The sequence below is a fragment of the Janthinobacterium sp. OK676 genome (assembly GCF_900103595.1).
Taxonomy (GTDB): domain Bacteria; phylum Pseudomonadota; class Gammaproteobacteria; order Burkholderiales; family Burkholderiaceae_D; genus Janthinobacterium.
In genome coordinates this window covers 280,115-294,066 of record NZ_FNHA01000006.1, presented here as the reverse complement: position 1 = coordinate 294,066, position 13,952 = coordinate 280,115, and the positions used below count along the sequence as shown (strand labels likewise).

Annotated in this window: 13 protein-coding genes and 1 pseudogene; 12 read left to right on the top strand and 2 right to left on the bottom strand. The window is 65.5% G+C overall.

The features are described from left to right. The first annotated feature begins 4 nt into the window (after window positions 1–4). From BLU39_RS14555 to eutC, 11 genes and pseudogenes are all read left to right on the top strand, one after another. Complete coding sequence (locus BLU39_RS14555) at window positions 5–1,042, top strand: NAD-dependent epimerase/dehydratase family protein (protein ID WP_092714088.1); 1,038 nt, start codon at window positions 5–7, stop codon at window positions 1,040–1,042. Then, window positions 1,035–1,865, top strand: a complete 831-nt coding sequence (locus BLU39_RS14550; RefSeq protein ID WP_175539309.1) for an MBL fold metallo-hydrolase — start codon at window positions 1,035–1,037, stop codon at window positions 1,863–1,865. The genes BLU39_RS14555 and BLU39_RS14550 overlap by 8 nt, the downstream gene beginning before the upstream one ends. Next, window positions 1,862–3,166, top strand: coding sequence for a F390 synthetase-related protein (locus BLU39_RS14545; protein WP_092714084.1), 1,305 nt, complete (start codon window positions 1,862–1,864; stop codon window positions 3,164–3,166). The genes BLU39_RS14550 and BLU39_RS14545 overlap by 4 nt, the downstream gene beginning before the upstream one ends. Then, the gene (locus tag BLU39_RS14540; RefSeq protein ID WP_254788974.1) at window positions 3,163–3,804 is read left to right on the top strand and encodes a phosphatase PAP2 family protein; all 642 of its coding nucleotides are present in this window, start codon (window positions 3,163–3,165) and stop codon (window positions 3,802–3,804) included. Before BLU39_RS14545 ends, BLU39_RS14540 begins: the two co-directional genes overlap by 4 nt. After that, window positions 3,801–4,916: a sterol desaturase family protein gene (locus BLU39_RS14535; protein WP_092714079.1), complete on the top strand. Its 1,116-nt coding sequence runs from the start codon at window positions 3,801–3,803 to the stop codon at window positions 4,914–4,916. The genes BLU39_RS14540 and BLU39_RS14535 overlap by 4 nt, the downstream gene beginning before the upstream one ends. After that, the gene (locus BLU39_RS14530) at window positions 4,913–6,031 is read left to right on the top strand and encodes a fatty acid desaturase family protein (RefSeq protein WP_232731197.1); all 1,119 of its coding nucleotides are present in this window, start codon (window positions 4,913–4,915) and stop codon (window positions 6,029–6,031) included. The genes BLU39_RS14535 and BLU39_RS14530 overlap by 4 nt, the downstream gene beginning before the upstream one ends. A 67-nt stretch (window positions 6,032–6,098) precedes the next feature. After that, window positions 6,099–6,653 carry a GbsR/MarR family transcriptional regulator gene (locus BLU39_RS14525; RefSeq protein ID WP_092714075.1) on the top strand — a complete coding sequence of 185 codons (555 nt, stop codon included), beginning with the start codon at window positions 6,099–6,101 and terminating at the stop codon, window positions 6,651–6,653. After that, the gene (locus BLU39_RS14520; protein ID WP_175539307.1) at window positions 6,650–7,294 is read left to right on the top strand and encodes a DUF4166 domain-containing protein; all 645 of its coding nucleotides are present in this window, start codon (window positions 6,650–6,652) and stop codon (window positions 7,292–7,294) included. The genes BLU39_RS14525 and BLU39_RS14520 overlap by 4 nt, the downstream gene beginning before the upstream one ends. Further along, window positions 7,291–8,754 (top strand): TIGR01777 family oxidoreductase, encoded by a 1,464-nt coding sequence (locus BLU39_RS14515; RefSeq protein ID WP_092714073.1) that lies wholly within the window; start codon window positions 7,291–7,293, stop codon window positions 8,752–8,754. Before BLU39_RS14520 ends, BLU39_RS14515 begins: the two co-directional genes overlap by 4 nt. A 35-nt stretch (window positions 8,755–8,789) precedes the next feature. Continuing rightward, the gene (locus tag BLU39_RS14510) at window positions 8,790–10,178 is read left to right on the top strand and encodes an ethanolamine ammonia-lyase subunit EutB (RefSeq protein ID WP_092714071.1); all 1,389 of its coding nucleotides are present in this window, start codon (window positions 8,790–8,792) and stop codon (window positions 10,176–10,178) included. A 9-nt stretch (window positions 10,179–10,187) separates the two neighbouring features. Beyond that, window positions 10,188–10,936 (top strand): annotated as a pseudogene (gene eutC / locus BLU39_RS14505) (ethanolamine ammonia-lyase subunit EutC). Window positions 10,937–11,044: 108 nt separating this feature from the next. On the opposite strand, the gene tsaD reads toward eutC, so the two are convergent. Further along, window positions 11,045–12,085 (bottom strand): tRNA (adenosine(37)-N6)-threonylcarbamoyltransferase complex transferase subunit TsaD, encoded by a 1,041-nt coding sequence (gene tsaD, locus BLU39_RS14500; RefSeq protein ID WP_092714069.1) that lies wholly within the window; start codon window positions 12,083–12,085, stop codon window positions 11,045–11,047. Window positions 12,086–12,295: 210 nt separating this feature from the next. Here tsaD and BLU39_RS14495 point away from each other — a divergent pair, with 210 nt between their 5' ends. Further along, entirely contained in the window at window positions 12,296–12,703 is a 408-nt protein-coding gene (locus BLU39_RS14495) for a nitrite reductase (NAD(P)H) small subunit (RefSeq protein WP_092714067.1), read from the top strand. A gap of 111 nt (window positions 12,704–12,814) precedes the next feature. On the opposite strand, the gene BLU39_RS14490 is transcribed toward BLU39_RS14495, so the two are convergent. Then, window positions 12,815–13,876 (bottom strand): 3-deoxy-7-phosphoheptulonate synthase, encoded by a 1,062-nt coding sequence (locus tag BLU39_RS14490; RefSeq protein WP_092714065.1) that lies wholly within the window; start codon window positions 13,874–13,876, stop codon window positions 12,815–12,817. Window positions 13,877–13,952 lie beyond the last annotated feature (76 nt).

The window sequence follows — 13,952 nt, the reverse complement described above, 5'->3', positions numbered from 1 at the left end:
TGTGATGAGGCGGATACTGGTCACGGGAGCGACGGGCGGGCTGGGGCGTAATGCCGTGCGCACCCTGCTGGCGCAGGGCGTGGAAGTGCGCGCCACGGGCCGCAACGCCGCCGTGGGCCGCGAACTCGAACGCATGGGCGCGCAATTCGTCGCGCTCGACCTGGCGCAGGCGACGCCGCGCCAGGTCGACGAACTGGTGCGCGGCATGGACACCGTCTGGCACTGCGCCGCGCTGTCCTCGCCCTGGGGCGCGGAGCGCGACTTCATCGCCGCCAACGTCACGGCCACGGCCCAGTTGCTGCGCGCGGCCGCCAGCCTGCACGTGGCGCGCTTCGTGCACATTTCCACCCCGGCCATCTATTTCGACTACCGCAACCGCTACGAGGTGCCGGAAACCTTCCGTCCCGACGCCTTCGTCAACGCCTATGCGCGCAGCAAGGCGATGGCGGAAAAGCTGGTGCAGGAGTGCGTCGACCGCCAGCGCGGCATGACGTGCGTGATCCTGCGCCCGCGCGCCATCTTCGGGCCGCACGACCAGGTCCTGATTCCGCGCCTGGCGAGGGTGCTGCAGGAGCGCGGCGGCAAGCTGCCGCTGCCCAATGGCGGCGCGGCTACCATCGACGTCACCTATGTGGACAACGTCGTGCATGCGATGTGGCTGGCCACCGTGCACAAGACCATCGCTTCGGGCGCCGCCTTCAACATCACGAATGGCGAGCCGGCGCGCCTGTGCGACATCTTGCGCACCCTGTTCTGCGATCATCTGCAGCAGCCGTTCGAGATCGTCAGCGTGCCATACCGCGTGCTGGCGATGGTCGCGCGCCTGATGCAGTTCGCCTCGCGTTTCACGCGCCGCGAGCCGTCGCTGACGCCCTACAGCATCGGCGCGCTCAGTTTCGACATGACGCTCGATAACGCCAAGGCGCGCAAGGTGCTCGGCTACCGTCCCGTCGTCAGCCTGCAGGACGGCATCGCCCGCACGGCGCAGTGGATGCGCCAGGAAGCGGCGGCGCACAAGGTGGGCAAGGAGCGCAATGGCTAGGATTACCGCGTTTCGCGTCGGCCACTGTACTCATCCTTCGTGCATGGTCTTGAAAGGCAGCGGGCTGGCCAGCCGCTGCTTCCCCTCGCGCGCCTACCTGATCGAGACGCGCGCGGGCCTGTACCTGTGGGACACCGGTTACGCCGAACACTTCCGCGCCGCCACGTCGAAAGGCGTGTACCGCATGTATGCGTGGGTGACGCCGATTTTCTTCGACGAGAACGAGTCGCTACAGGGTCAGTTGCGCGCCCATGGCGTCTCGCCCGGCGATATCCACACCCTGCTGCTGTCGCACTTTCACGCCGACCATATCGCCGGCCTGCGCGACTTTCCCGGCGCGTGCCTGATGGCGTCCAAGACGGGCTGGGATGCCGTGCGCGGCCTGTCCGGCGTGGCCGCCGTGCGCCAGGCCTTCGTGCCCGAGCTGCTGCCGTCCGACATTGCCGACCGCCTGGATTTCGTGGAAAGCGTGCCAGAGACGGCCTTGCCGGCGGCCCTGCTGCCCTTCACGTACGGGCGCGACGTCAGCGGCACGGGAGAAATCTACATCGTCGACTTGCCCGGCCACGCCATCGGTCATCTGGGCGCCTTCGTGCTGCAGGATGGCGGCTGGACCCTGCTGGCGTCGGACGCGGCCTGGGTGCCGGAAAGTTTCCAGCAGCTGCGCGGACCGTCGGAACTGTCGTTCATCATCCAGCACAAGCGCGCGCCGTATTACGCCACCCTGAACCGGCTGCACCAGCTGCACCGCTCGGGCAATGCGCAGATCCGCATCACGCATGAAGATACGCTCGACTACATTGCCGTGGCGGGCCGCCCGTGAAGCGTATCGTCTGGCTGTTGCTGTCGTACTGGCGTACGCGCCGCTTGCGCTTTGCGGACCGCGCGCAGCTGGCCGTCTACCAGCAGCGGCAACTGGCCCGTTTCATCGACACGCTGTGCGCGCGCAGTAGCTACTTCACCCCGTACCGCCACCTGCCGCTGGCGCAGTGGCCGACGATGAACAAGGCGCTGATGCTCGAGCATTTCGACGCCATGAATACCGAAGGAATCACGTTGGCGCAGGCGATGGATGCGGCCATGGCGGCCGAGCATAGCCGCGACTTCACGTCGGCCGTCGGCGACATCACGGTGGGCCTGTCCTCGGGTACCTCGTCGAAGCGCGCCGTGTTTACCGTCAGCCCGCGCGAAAAGGCGCAATGGGCGGGCGTGATGCTGGCCAAGGCGCTGCCCGACGGCCTGTTTTCCGGCGAGCGCGTGGCGCTGTTCCTGCGCGCGAACAGCAATCTGTACACGGCCGTGCGCTCGCCGTGGCTGACCTTTGCGTTTTACGATCTGTTCGAACCGTTCGACGCGCTGTGCGCGCGGCTGGCGCAATACCGGCCCTCCGTCATCGTCGCGCCGGCCCAGGTGCTGCGCCAACTGGCGCTCCGCGTCATCGACGGCAGCCTGGCGCTGGCGCCGAAAAAAGTCATCTCCGTGGCCGAAGTGCTGGAAGCGCAGGACCGCGCGCTGATCGTGCAGGCGTTCGGCGCCGTGCATGAAATCTACCAGGCCACGGAAGGTTTCCTCGCCAGCAGCTGCGAGCACGGCGTGCTGCATCTGAATGAGGAATACGTGCACATCGAGCCGCAGTGGCTCGATCCAGAACAGCGGCGCTTCGTGCCCGTGATTACGGACTTTACGCGCATCACGCAACCCATCGTGCGCTATCGCCTGGACGATATCCTGATCGCGCGCGCCACGCCATGCCCGTGCGGCCGCGCCACGCGCGCCATCGACGGCATCGAAGGGCGCTGCGACGATATGCTGCTCTTGCCATCCTTGCCGTCGGCGAACGGCGGTGAACCGGTTGCCGTGTTTGCCGATGTGCTGACGCGCGCGTTTGCGCAAGCCTTGCCGTTGGACGCCGATTATCGCCTGGCGCAAACGGGCGACGCTGCCCTGCAGCTGCACGCGGCGCTGGACGATGCGGGCCTGGCCGCCCTGCGCGCGCATCTTGAAACGGTGCTGCAAGGCCTGGGCGTGGCCACCGGCGGCCTGGCCTGGACGGCGAGCGGCGAACTGCCTCCCTTTGACCCCACCATGAAACGGCGCCGCATTCGGCGTCTTGCCACCGCATGAAATCTGTAGACACCATGACGCCGTATTCCCGCCTGCTGCACTTGCTGGCCGGCTGGGGCAGCGTCGGCCTCGTGTATTTTTCCAGCGATGTGCTGCAAGGACAGGGGGTACTGCTGCCCGAGACGGCCATCGACCGCGCCATTCCCTACAGCGACTCTGCCATCTGGCTGTACCTGTCTTTCTTCATCCTGATCCCGTACGCCTACCTGGCGGCCGATGCGGCCCGCGTGCGCTGGCTGGCGCGCGCCATGGCGCTTTCCGCCGTCCTGTGCGGCGTGGTGTTCCTGCTGTATCCGACCACGCTCGCCTACCCGCCCGTGGGCGAGGGCGGCGCCTGGAGCACGCAGGCGCTGCGCATGCTGCAGGCGGCGGATTCCACGCAAAACTGCCTGCCGTCGCTGCACGGTGCCCTGACCTTGCTGTGCGTGTGGGCCCTGTGCGACAAACGCCAGCCGCTGCGTTCCGCGCTGGCCCTGGTGCTGGGCGTGGCCATCTGCTACGCCATCATCGCGCTGCGCCGGCACGTGAGCATCGACCTGGCCGCCGGCCTGGCTGTTGGCATCGCCGGCGGCATGCTGGCGAAAATGCAGGTATCCTTGGCTGCCCGCCGCGCCGTTTCCATCAAAACCGCACCATGATGAATCCATTTGCCCTGTCGTTCCTGATCATGCTGGCCTTCGTGCTGGCCGAACTGCTGATACTCAAATGGGTACGCAAGACACCCGTGCCGTGGAAGGACGTGATCTTCAATCTCAATTCCGGCCATATCCTGATGTGGGTATTTCGCGGCGTGGAAGTGGCGGCCTTCGCCCTGCTGCTGCGCCATGTGAACCTGCACGTCGTCGACCAGTGGCCCGTGGTGGCGCAGTGGATATTCGCGTTTTTTGCCTGGGACCTGTGCTTTTACTGGATGCACCGGCTGCACCATAAAATCCCGCTGCTGTGGGCCGTGCACGTGGTGCATCACCAGGGCGAGCATTTCAACCTGTCGCTGGGCGTGCGCAATTCCTGGTATTCGTCGCTGACGAATTTCCCCTTCATCGCCATCCTGGCCGTGCTGGGCGTGCCGCTGGAAATCTTCCTTGTCGTCTCGTCCCTGCATTACACGGTGCAGTTCTACAACCACAATGCGCTGGTAAACAAGTCGGGCATCCTCGATAAATTCATGGTCACGCCCTCGCACCACCGCGTGCACCACGGCACGGATAAACGCTACATCAACCGCAATTTCGGCGGCACCCTGCTGCTGTGGGACAGGCTGTTTGGCAGCTTCCAGCCCGAACTCGAGGGTGTGGAAATGCGCTATGGCGTGAAGGGCATGACACCCACGCACAACCCGCTGCTGGCCAGCAACGGCAAACTATTTACATGGCTGCGCGCGCGCTTTCCCCACTGGCAGTCGCGCTGCACTTTCCACGTGCCCGAGCTGTTCATCGGCATCGGCGGCGTGATCCTGTTCGGCCTCGTGATCTATTACGTCAACCATGAGGCGGTGCTGGCCGGCGCACAGCAGGCGATCCTGTTCGCGCTGATCTTCGGCGGCACCCTGGCGCTGGGCGGCCTGTCCGATGCGCGCCGCTGGGGCGCCATCGCCTGGGTGGCCATCGCGCTGGCCATGCCGGCCCTGTACCTGGGCTGGTATGGCGCGCGCGACATATGGGGCATGGTGTTTCTGGCCGCGCTGCTGGCGCATGGCCTCGATGGCGCGCGCCGCTTGTGGTTGCCTGCCGCAGCGGGGACGCGCGCGTGACGCAGCCTGTACCTTCGTTGCCGCCGCTGCGCTTCCAGCCCGCCCGCGATTCCGCCTTCCGCCGCGAATTGCGCGCCCGCGCCGACGCCTACCTGGCGGACGAAGGAAGGCACCGCTTCGGCGACGCGCGCCTGCATGCGAAAACCATGTTCCTGGCCGCGCTGACGGTGGGCCTGTATGCGCTGGCCTTGAATGCCGACGACACCTGGCCGTTTGTCGCCAGCTACGTCGCTTGCCTGGTCGCGGCCATGGCGCTGGCCATGAATACCCTGCACGATGCGGCCCACAGCGCCATCTTCCGCCGCGGTTTCCTGAACCGCGTGCTGATACGCCTGGTGGGCTTGCCCGTGGGCGTGGACACGGATTTCTGGACCATCCGCCACGTGCACTTTCATCACACGTATGCGAACGTGGAAGGCTATGACCTCGACACGGAACCGAACCCCTTCCTGCGCCAGACGCCGTTCCAAAGCTGGTCGCCCCAGTACCGCTACCAGTACCTGTACTGGCCCGTGGTGGCGGCCCTGTCGCTGCCGTACCTGAACTGGTATGGCGACTGGCTGGACCGCTTCGGCAAGACGCCCGTGGCCGCGCACAGCCGCCTGCAGGGCTGGCGCGGCTGGCTGTCGTTCCTCGGCTGGAAGCTGGGTCACGTGGCGCTGGTGCTGGCGCTGCCCATGTGGGTGCTGCAGCAGCACGGCCTCGCCTGGAACGTGGTGCTGGGCGCGTATTTCCTGGGCCAGATGATCGCCTCGTGCGCGCTGGTGGCGCTGATCCTCGGCACGCACTGGGCCGAAGTGGAATTCTTCCAGCCGGGCCAGGACGGTACCCTGCCGCACGACTGGTACCAGCACACGTTTTATACGGCCTGCGACTGGACGCCGAAACCGCGCGCGCTGCGCTGGCTCGGTTATTGGCTCGGCGGCTTGAACCTGCACCTGACGCACCATCTGTTCCCCACCTGGAATCACCGCCACTACCCGGCGTTGGCGCGCATCCTGGCCGAACTGGCGCCGCGCCACGGCCTCGTCTACCGCGAACTCGGTTACGGCCAGCTGCACGCCTCGCAGCAGCAGTTCCTGCGCGCCATGGGCCTGCCACCCGCAAAGTCTTGACGAATCGGGCTTGACTCGGTTTCTGTTTCGTCTTACATTTCTGTAACGACAGAAATAAGAGAAAGCCATGGAACTGAGCCCGACTACTCAAAAGTACATCCTCCACTGGGGCGAAATGGGCACCCGCTGGGGCGTCAACCGTACGGTGGCGCAAATCCACGCGCTGCTGTTCCTGGCCAATGAACCGTTGACGGCGGAAGACATCGCGGCCAGCCTGAACGTGGCCCGCTCCAACGTCAGCAACAGCCTGAAGGAATTGCAAAGCTGGGGCCTGGCGCGCGTCACGCACGTGATGGGGGACCGGCGCGACCATTTCGTCGCCCTGCAGGATGTGTGGGAAATCTTCCGCGTCATCATGGAGGAGCGCAAGCGGCGCGAGATCGATCCCACGCTGACGGTGCTGCGTGAATGCGCGATCGAGGGCGAGCACGATGCGGCCATTCCACCGGCCACCCTGGAACGCATGGGCGAGGTGCTGGCCTTCCTGGAAATGCTCAGCAGCACCTATAGCGACTACAAGAATTTGCCGCCGGCGACCCTGCAGCGCATGCTGTCGATGGGGGGCAAGGTGGCCAAGTTCCTCAGCCCGGAAGACAAAGCTGGCAAGCGCGCAAAATCATGAACGGCCCCTCGGAAGGAGAACTGTTCAAGAAGGTGATGGGCGCGCAGTGGCGCACGCTGCACCCGGATATCCGCCGCCGCTTCGAGAAAAATCCCGCGCCGGGCCTGCCCTTGTATTACCGGGGTGAGCTCAGTGAACTGACCAGCTCGCGCCTGGGGAAATTCCTCGGCTGGCTCACGCGCCCCTTCATCGATGGCGCTCTGATCCCGCATGACGATCACGACTTCCCCGTCGATATCGAAGTCTATTCGCGCCCCGGCTGCCCGTTCATCTTCAAGCAGCGCACCTACCGCCTGCATGGGCGCGCGCCGATCCGCTTCACGTCCTACATGGCGGAAAGCGCGAAAGGCGAAGTGCTCGAATACGTGGGCATGGGCCTGGGCATGAAGCTGGTGCTGCACGTCGAGGACGGCAATCTGCACTTCACCAGCGACGGCTATTTTCTCGATCTTTTCGGCTGGCGCCTGCCGCTGCCGGGCGTGCTCACGCCCGGCAAGACCTATCTGTGCCACCGCAACGAGACGCCGCAGCAGTTCAACATCCGCATCGAGATCCGCCACGCCCTGTTCGGCACCACGTTCACCCAGGCGGGCGTGTTCCGCGAATCGGCCGCACCGCAAAATCACAAGGAGACACCATGAATACGCATCTGCTGGCCCTGCAACTGATGGCGGCGCAAGGCTGCCTGGGCGCCTTCGACACCATCTACCACCATGAAATCACGGAAGCGCTGCCGCAAAAGGCGTCCGCGCGGCTCGAATTGACGATCCATGCGACGCGCGCCCTGATCTACAGCCTGCTGTTCGTCGGACTGGCGGCGTGGGAATGGCATGGCGCCTGGGCCTGGGTGCTGGTCATCGTGTTTGGCGTGGAAATCGTATTGACCCTGTGGGACTTCGTCGTCGAAGACCAGACGCGCCTCCTGCCCGCCACGGAGCGGGTCACGCACACGGTGCTGGCGATTAACGCGGGCGCCTTCATCGCCTTGCTGGCCCTGAACAGCAGCGAATGGGCGACCTTGCCGACGGCCCTCGTGTGGCAGCCGTATGGCTGGCTCAGCGTCTTCCTCGCCCTGTGCGGCGTGGGCGTGGGCTTGTCCGGCCTGCGCGACGCGTATGCCGTGTGGCAGCTGGGACGGCGCAAGGTGCAGGAGACGGCAGAGCAAGAGGAACACCTGCGCTTTGCCAGCACGCCGCAATCCGTGCTGGTGACGGGCGCCACGGGTTTCATCGGCCAGCAGTTGGTGACCGCCTTGCTGGCCGATGGCCATGCCGTGACGGTGCTGACGCGCCAGCCCAAGCATGCCGCGTGGACCTTTGATGGCCAGGTGCGCTGCATCCAGTCGTTCGACGCATTGTCGGATGCGCAGCGCATCGACATGGTGGTCAACCTGGCCGGTGCGCGCATCGTCGGGCATCGCTGGACGGACGCGCGCAAGGCGGCCCTGCGCCGCAGCAGAGTGGCGCTGACGCAGGACCTGGTGGCGTGGATCGCCCGCGCGCAGCACAAGCCACGGGTGCTGCTGTCGGCATCGGCCATCGGCTACTACGGCGTCCAGCCGCATGGCGACGACACGGAATTGACGGAGGAGAGCGCACCGCAAGCCATCTTCATGTCGCAGCTGTGCCAGGAATGGGAAGCGGCCGCGCGCCAAGCGGAACGCTATGGCGTGCAGGTGGGCTGCATGCGCTTTGGCCTCGTCTTCGGCCATCAGGGTTCGCTGCCGCAGATGCTCTTGCCGGTCCGTTTCGGCGTGGGCGGCCCGCTGGGCAGCGGCAAACAGTGGGTCACGTGGGTGCACGTGCGCGACGTGATCCGCGGCATCGCCCATCTGGCGCGCCGCAGCGAAGAACAGGCCGTGAGCGGCGCATACAACTTCTGCGCGCCGGAAGCCATAGCGCAGCGCCGCTTCGCCCAGGTGGCGGGCGCCGTGCTGCACCGCCCCAGCTTCATGCCCACGCCGGCCTTCGTCATGCAAGCCTTGCTGGGCGAGCAGGCCGACTTGCTGGTGGAAGGCCAAAGGGTCGCGCCGCGCCGCTTGCTGGCCGACGGCTTTGCCTTCCGTCATCCGCAGCTGGAAGGGGCACTGCGCAGCCTGTAGCCTGGCGTAGAATGGGGCATGGGAGGAACCGAACCATGCCCCGCTTCAGCCATACGATAGACAGCCATACCTATGCGTTCGCCAGCCTGAAGGAGCTGCTGGCCAAGGCCACGCCGCTGCGTTCGGGCGACGTACTGGCCGGCGTGGCGGCAGCCAGCGCGCGCGAGCGGGTGGCGGCGCAGCTGGCGCTGGCCGACGTGCCGCTGTCATTGTTCCTCAAGGAGGCGCTGGTGCCGTACGAAGAGGACGAGGTCACGCGCCTGATCATCGACTCGCATGCGCGCGCCGCCTTTGCACCGATTTCCCACCTGTGCGTGGGCGACTTTCGCGACTGGCTGCTCGATGATGCGACGGACACGCAAACGCTGTCCCAGGTCGCCGCCGGCATCACGCCGGAAATGGCGGCCGCCGTCTCGAAAATCATGCGCCTGCAGGACCTGGTGCTGGTGGCCCGCAAGTGCCGGGTCGTGACGGCCTTTCGCAATACCCTGGGGCTGGAAAGCCGCTTGTCCACGCGCTTGCAGCCGAACCACCCGACGGACGACGCCACAGGCATTGCCGCGTCGATGCTCGATGGCCTGTTGCTGGGCAGCGGCGACGCCGTCATCGGCATCAATCCCGCCACCGACAATGTGGCGCAGGTGGTGTCGCTGCTGCACCTGCTCAACGCCGTCATCGAGCAGTATGAAATTCCCACGCAGTCCTGCGTGCTCACGCACATTACCAATACCATCGAGGCGATACGCCGCGGCGCTCCCGTCGACCTGGTGTTCCAGTCGGTGGCGGGCACGCAGGCGGCTAACCGCAGCTTCGGCATCGATTTGTCTCTGCTGGCCGAGGGGCGGTCGGCGGCCCTGTCGCTGGGACGCGGCACGGTGGGCAACAACGTCATGTATTTCGAGACGGGGCAGGGCAGCGCGCTGTCGGCCGGCGCCCACCATGGCATGGACCAGCAGACGTGCGAAGCGCGCGCCTATGCGGTGGCGCGCGCGTATCAGCCGCTGCTGGTCAATTCGGTCGTCGGCTTCATCGGCCCCGAATATCTGTACGACGGCAAGCAGATCATGCGTGCGGGGCTGGAAGACCATTTCTGCGCCAAGCTGCTCGGGCTGCCCATGGGTTGCGACGTGTGCTACACCAACCACGCGGAAGCGGACCAGGACGATATGGACGCCTTGCTGACCATGCTGGGCGTGGCCGGCTGTAATTTCATCATGGGCGTGCCGGGCGCGGACGACATCATGCTCGGCTACCAGAGCACCTCGTTCCACGACGCCCTGTATGCGCGCCGGGTGCTGGGCCTGCGCCCTGCGCCGGAATTTGCGGCCTGGCTGGCGCGCATGCGGATCACGGATACGCAGGGCCGCTTGAGCGAAGCGCTGGCGCCGGCCTTCCAGGCAGCCCTGCTGCGCTTGGACACCTAGGGAGTATCCATGGACGGAAACCATCCTTGGCAAGCGCTGCGCGCGCATACGGCGGCCCGCATCGCGTTGGGACGGCGCAGCTGGCGTTCCAGCTGGCCCACGCGCAGGCGCGCGACGCCGTGCACCTGGCGCTCGATGGCGACGCCCTGGCACGCGTCCTAGCCGCGCAGGGACAAGACTGCGTGCCGCTGCATAGCGCGGCCGCCACGCGCGCCGACTATCTGCGACGGCCCGACCTGGGACGCCGGCTCGACGAGGTTTCACGCGCGCGGCTGGCCGGAGGTGGCAAGGGAGTCGACCTGGCGCTGGTGGCGGCCGACGGCCTGTCGGCGCTGGCCGTGCAGCGCCACGCGGCGCCCTTCCTGGCGGCCCTGCGCGAACGGCTGGCGCTGGAGGCGTGGACCCTGTCGCCGCTGCACATCGTGGCGCAGGGACGGGTGGCCATTGGCGACGAGGTGGGTGAGTTATTGCGGGCACGCGCCGTGCTGGTGCTGATCGGCGAGCGCCCGGGCTTGAGTTCCCCGGACAGCCTGGGCCTGTACCTGACGTGGGCGCCGACAGTGGGTTTACTGGACGAGCGCCGCAATTGCATTTCGAACGTGCGTCCGGAGGGGCTGGCATATGCGCAGGCGGCGTACCGGCTGCATTATTTGCTGTCGCAGGCGTTCAGCCGGCAGTTGTCGGGTGTGGGATTGAAGGATGAAACAGTGGCGGAGGGTAGCGTGGTATTGAGACGGAATTTTTTGCTGGCGGAGTAAAACCCCATAGCAACGACCGGGGTCAGACCCTCAGGGGGAATTTGCCCCAATGGGGTACATTCCGATCCTGAAGGACTGACCCCAGCCCTTCGCTTTAGGGGTTCTAGATTAAATTTCCCGGATCTCGTCCAGCGGCCAGCGCGGGCGCACGTTGAACGAGTAATCGTGCTTGGCGGCGTCGGGATTGATTTGCAGGCGCATGGCGCCGGCAAAGGCGATCATGGCGCCGTTGTCGGTACAGAATTCCAGCTCCGGGTAATACACCTTGAAGCGCTTCTTGGCGGCCGCCGCGTTGAGCGAGGCGCGCAATTGCGCGTTGGCGCCCACGCCGCCGGCGATCACCAGGCGTTTCAAGCCCGTGTGCTTGAGGGCCGACACGCATTTGGCCGTCAGCACGTCGACGATGGCGTCGACGAAGCCGCGCGCGATATTCGCCTTGTCCTGCTCGCAGATATTCGCGATGACTTTTTCGTCATGGTTTTTCACCACGGTCAGCACGGCCGTCTTCAGGCCCGAGAAACTGAAATTGAAATCCTTCGAATGCAGCATGGGGCGCGGCAGTTTATATGCGAGCGGATCGCCGAATTCGGCCAGGCGCGAAATGGCGGGGCCGCCCGGATAGCCGAGGCCCAGCAGCTTGGCCGACTTGTCGAACGCCTCGCCGGCCGCATCATCGAGCGTTTCGCCCAGCATCGTGTATTGTCCCACGCCGTCGACGCGCATCAGCTGCGTATGGCCGCCCGACACCAGCAGGGCGATGAACGGGAATTCCGGCGGCTCGGACGCCAGCAAGGGCGACAGCAGATGGCCTTCCAGATGGTGGATGCCCAGCACCGGCTTGTTGATGGCCAGGCCCAGGCTGCAGGCAACGGAGGAGCCGACCAGCAGCGCGCCAGCCAGGCCAGGACCTTGCGTGTAGGCGATGGCGTCGATCTCTGGCAGGGTGATGCCGGCCTTGGCCAGGGTTTCTTCGAGCAGCGGGATGGCGCGGCGGATATGGTCGCGCGACGCCAGTTCCGGCACCACGCCGCCATATTGCTCGTGCATGGCGACTTGCGAATAGAGGGCGTGCGACAGCAGGCCGCGTTGCGTGTCGTACAAGGCCAGGCCGGTTTCGTCACAGGAGGATTCGACGCCAAGAACAATCATGAAGGTGCTAAATAGGGAGGAGTAATCCGCCATTGTAAAGGAAAGCCGGGCACTCCACCGTGCGGCCGGCGCACCATTTCGGCGGCAGTGTGCACTTGCGCAGTGCGGCGCGGCGCCGTTTTGCTGCGGATTTTGGCCATTCTTCGCTTGTGCCGGCACTGGCACCGCTCTTGCTTAGACTAGCGTGTACCTTTCTCGAGGGAGCTAGCGATGTCGGAACAATGGAAAATGATTTGCCGCCTGAAGGACATGCCGCTGGCGGGCGCGCGCATGGTGCAGCGGGGACTGGCGTGGCAGGATTTACCGGGCGTGGCGCTGTTTCGCGCGGCTGACGATACGGTGTATGCGCTGCTCGACACGGTGCCCTGCCTGGGCGGCCCGCTCGCGCAGGGGGTGCTGATGGAGAAAAACCTGATGGGGCCGAAGAACAGCTGGATCATCGAGCTCGATTCGGGCCGCCTGGTGGCGCCCGTGCAGGGCATGGCGCGTACGTACGCCGTGCGCATCCTGGACGGGCGCATCTACCTGGACTTGAAGGAGCTCAATGTCCCGGCCAGCAAGGCCGAGCAGGCGCTGGCGGGCTCGTTTGCGCTGCTGCCGCATGTGCAGATGGCATGATATGCCTCGTGCTGGTGTCGGCTTGCGCGCTGTGCGCCAAGCCGACCTGCGCGGCTCAATTCGTAGGTCGGATTAGGCGCAAAGCGCCGTAATCCGACAACATCGCCGGCATTATTTTGGGCGATTGACCAGATGCGCATGCGCATCGCGCAGCATGGTCGCCGTCGTGTCCCAGTCGATGCAGCCGTCGGTGACGGAACAGCCGTAGGTCAGTTGCGACAGGTCTTGCGGGATCTTCTGGTTGCCGCCGACGATGTTCGATTCGATCATCACGCCCACCAGCGAGCGGTTGCCCTGGCGGATCTGGTTGACCACGTCGCCCATCACCAGCGGTTGCAGTTCCGGCTTTTTGTAGCTGTTCGCGTGCGAGCAGTCGACCACCAGATTGGCCGGCAGCTTGGCCTTGGCCAGCGCCTGTTCGGCGATGGCGATCGAGACCGAATCGTAGTTCGGACGGCCGTCGCCGCCGCGCAGCACGACGTGGCCGTACGCGTTGCCGCGCGTGCGCACGATGGCGACGTTGCCTTCGCCATTGATGCCCAGGAAGGAGTGCGGGTGCGCCGACGATAAAATCGCGTTGATGGCGATGCTGATGTCGCCATCGGTGCCGTTCTTGAAGCCGACCGGGGTCGACAGGCCCGACGACATTTCGCGGTGCGTCTGCGATTCCGTCGTGCGCGCGCCGATGGCGGTCCAGGCGATCAGGTCGCCCAGGTATTGCGGCGAGATCGGGTCCAGCGCTTCGGTGGCGGTGGGCAGGCCCAGTTCGCACACGTCGAGCAGGAACTGGCGCGCCTTTTCCATGCCTTCGTTGACCTTGAACGAATCGTCCATGTACGGGTCGTTGATATAGCCTTTCCAGCCCGTGGTGGTACGCGGTTTTTCGAAATACACGCGCATCACCAGCAGCATCGTGTCCTTGACTTCCTCTTGCAGCGCTTTCAGGCGGCGCGCGTAATCGAGGCCGGCGACGGGATCGTGGATCGAGCACGGGCCGACGACGACGAACAGGCGCTGGTCCTTGCGGTCGATGATGTTGCGCAGCGCTTCGCGGCCGCGGCTGACGGTGTCGAAGGCGCTCTCCGACAGGGGCAGCTTGGCGTGCAGTTCGGCCGGTGTCGGCATGGGCGCGAAAGAGGTGACGTTGATATTTTCGATGTCTGGCGTATTCATGATTCTGGCTCGGCTTTCGCGATTGCGTTCTTTAAGAGGCAATAGTGTAGCGGAAATGCGGCCTGGCGGCGGGGAT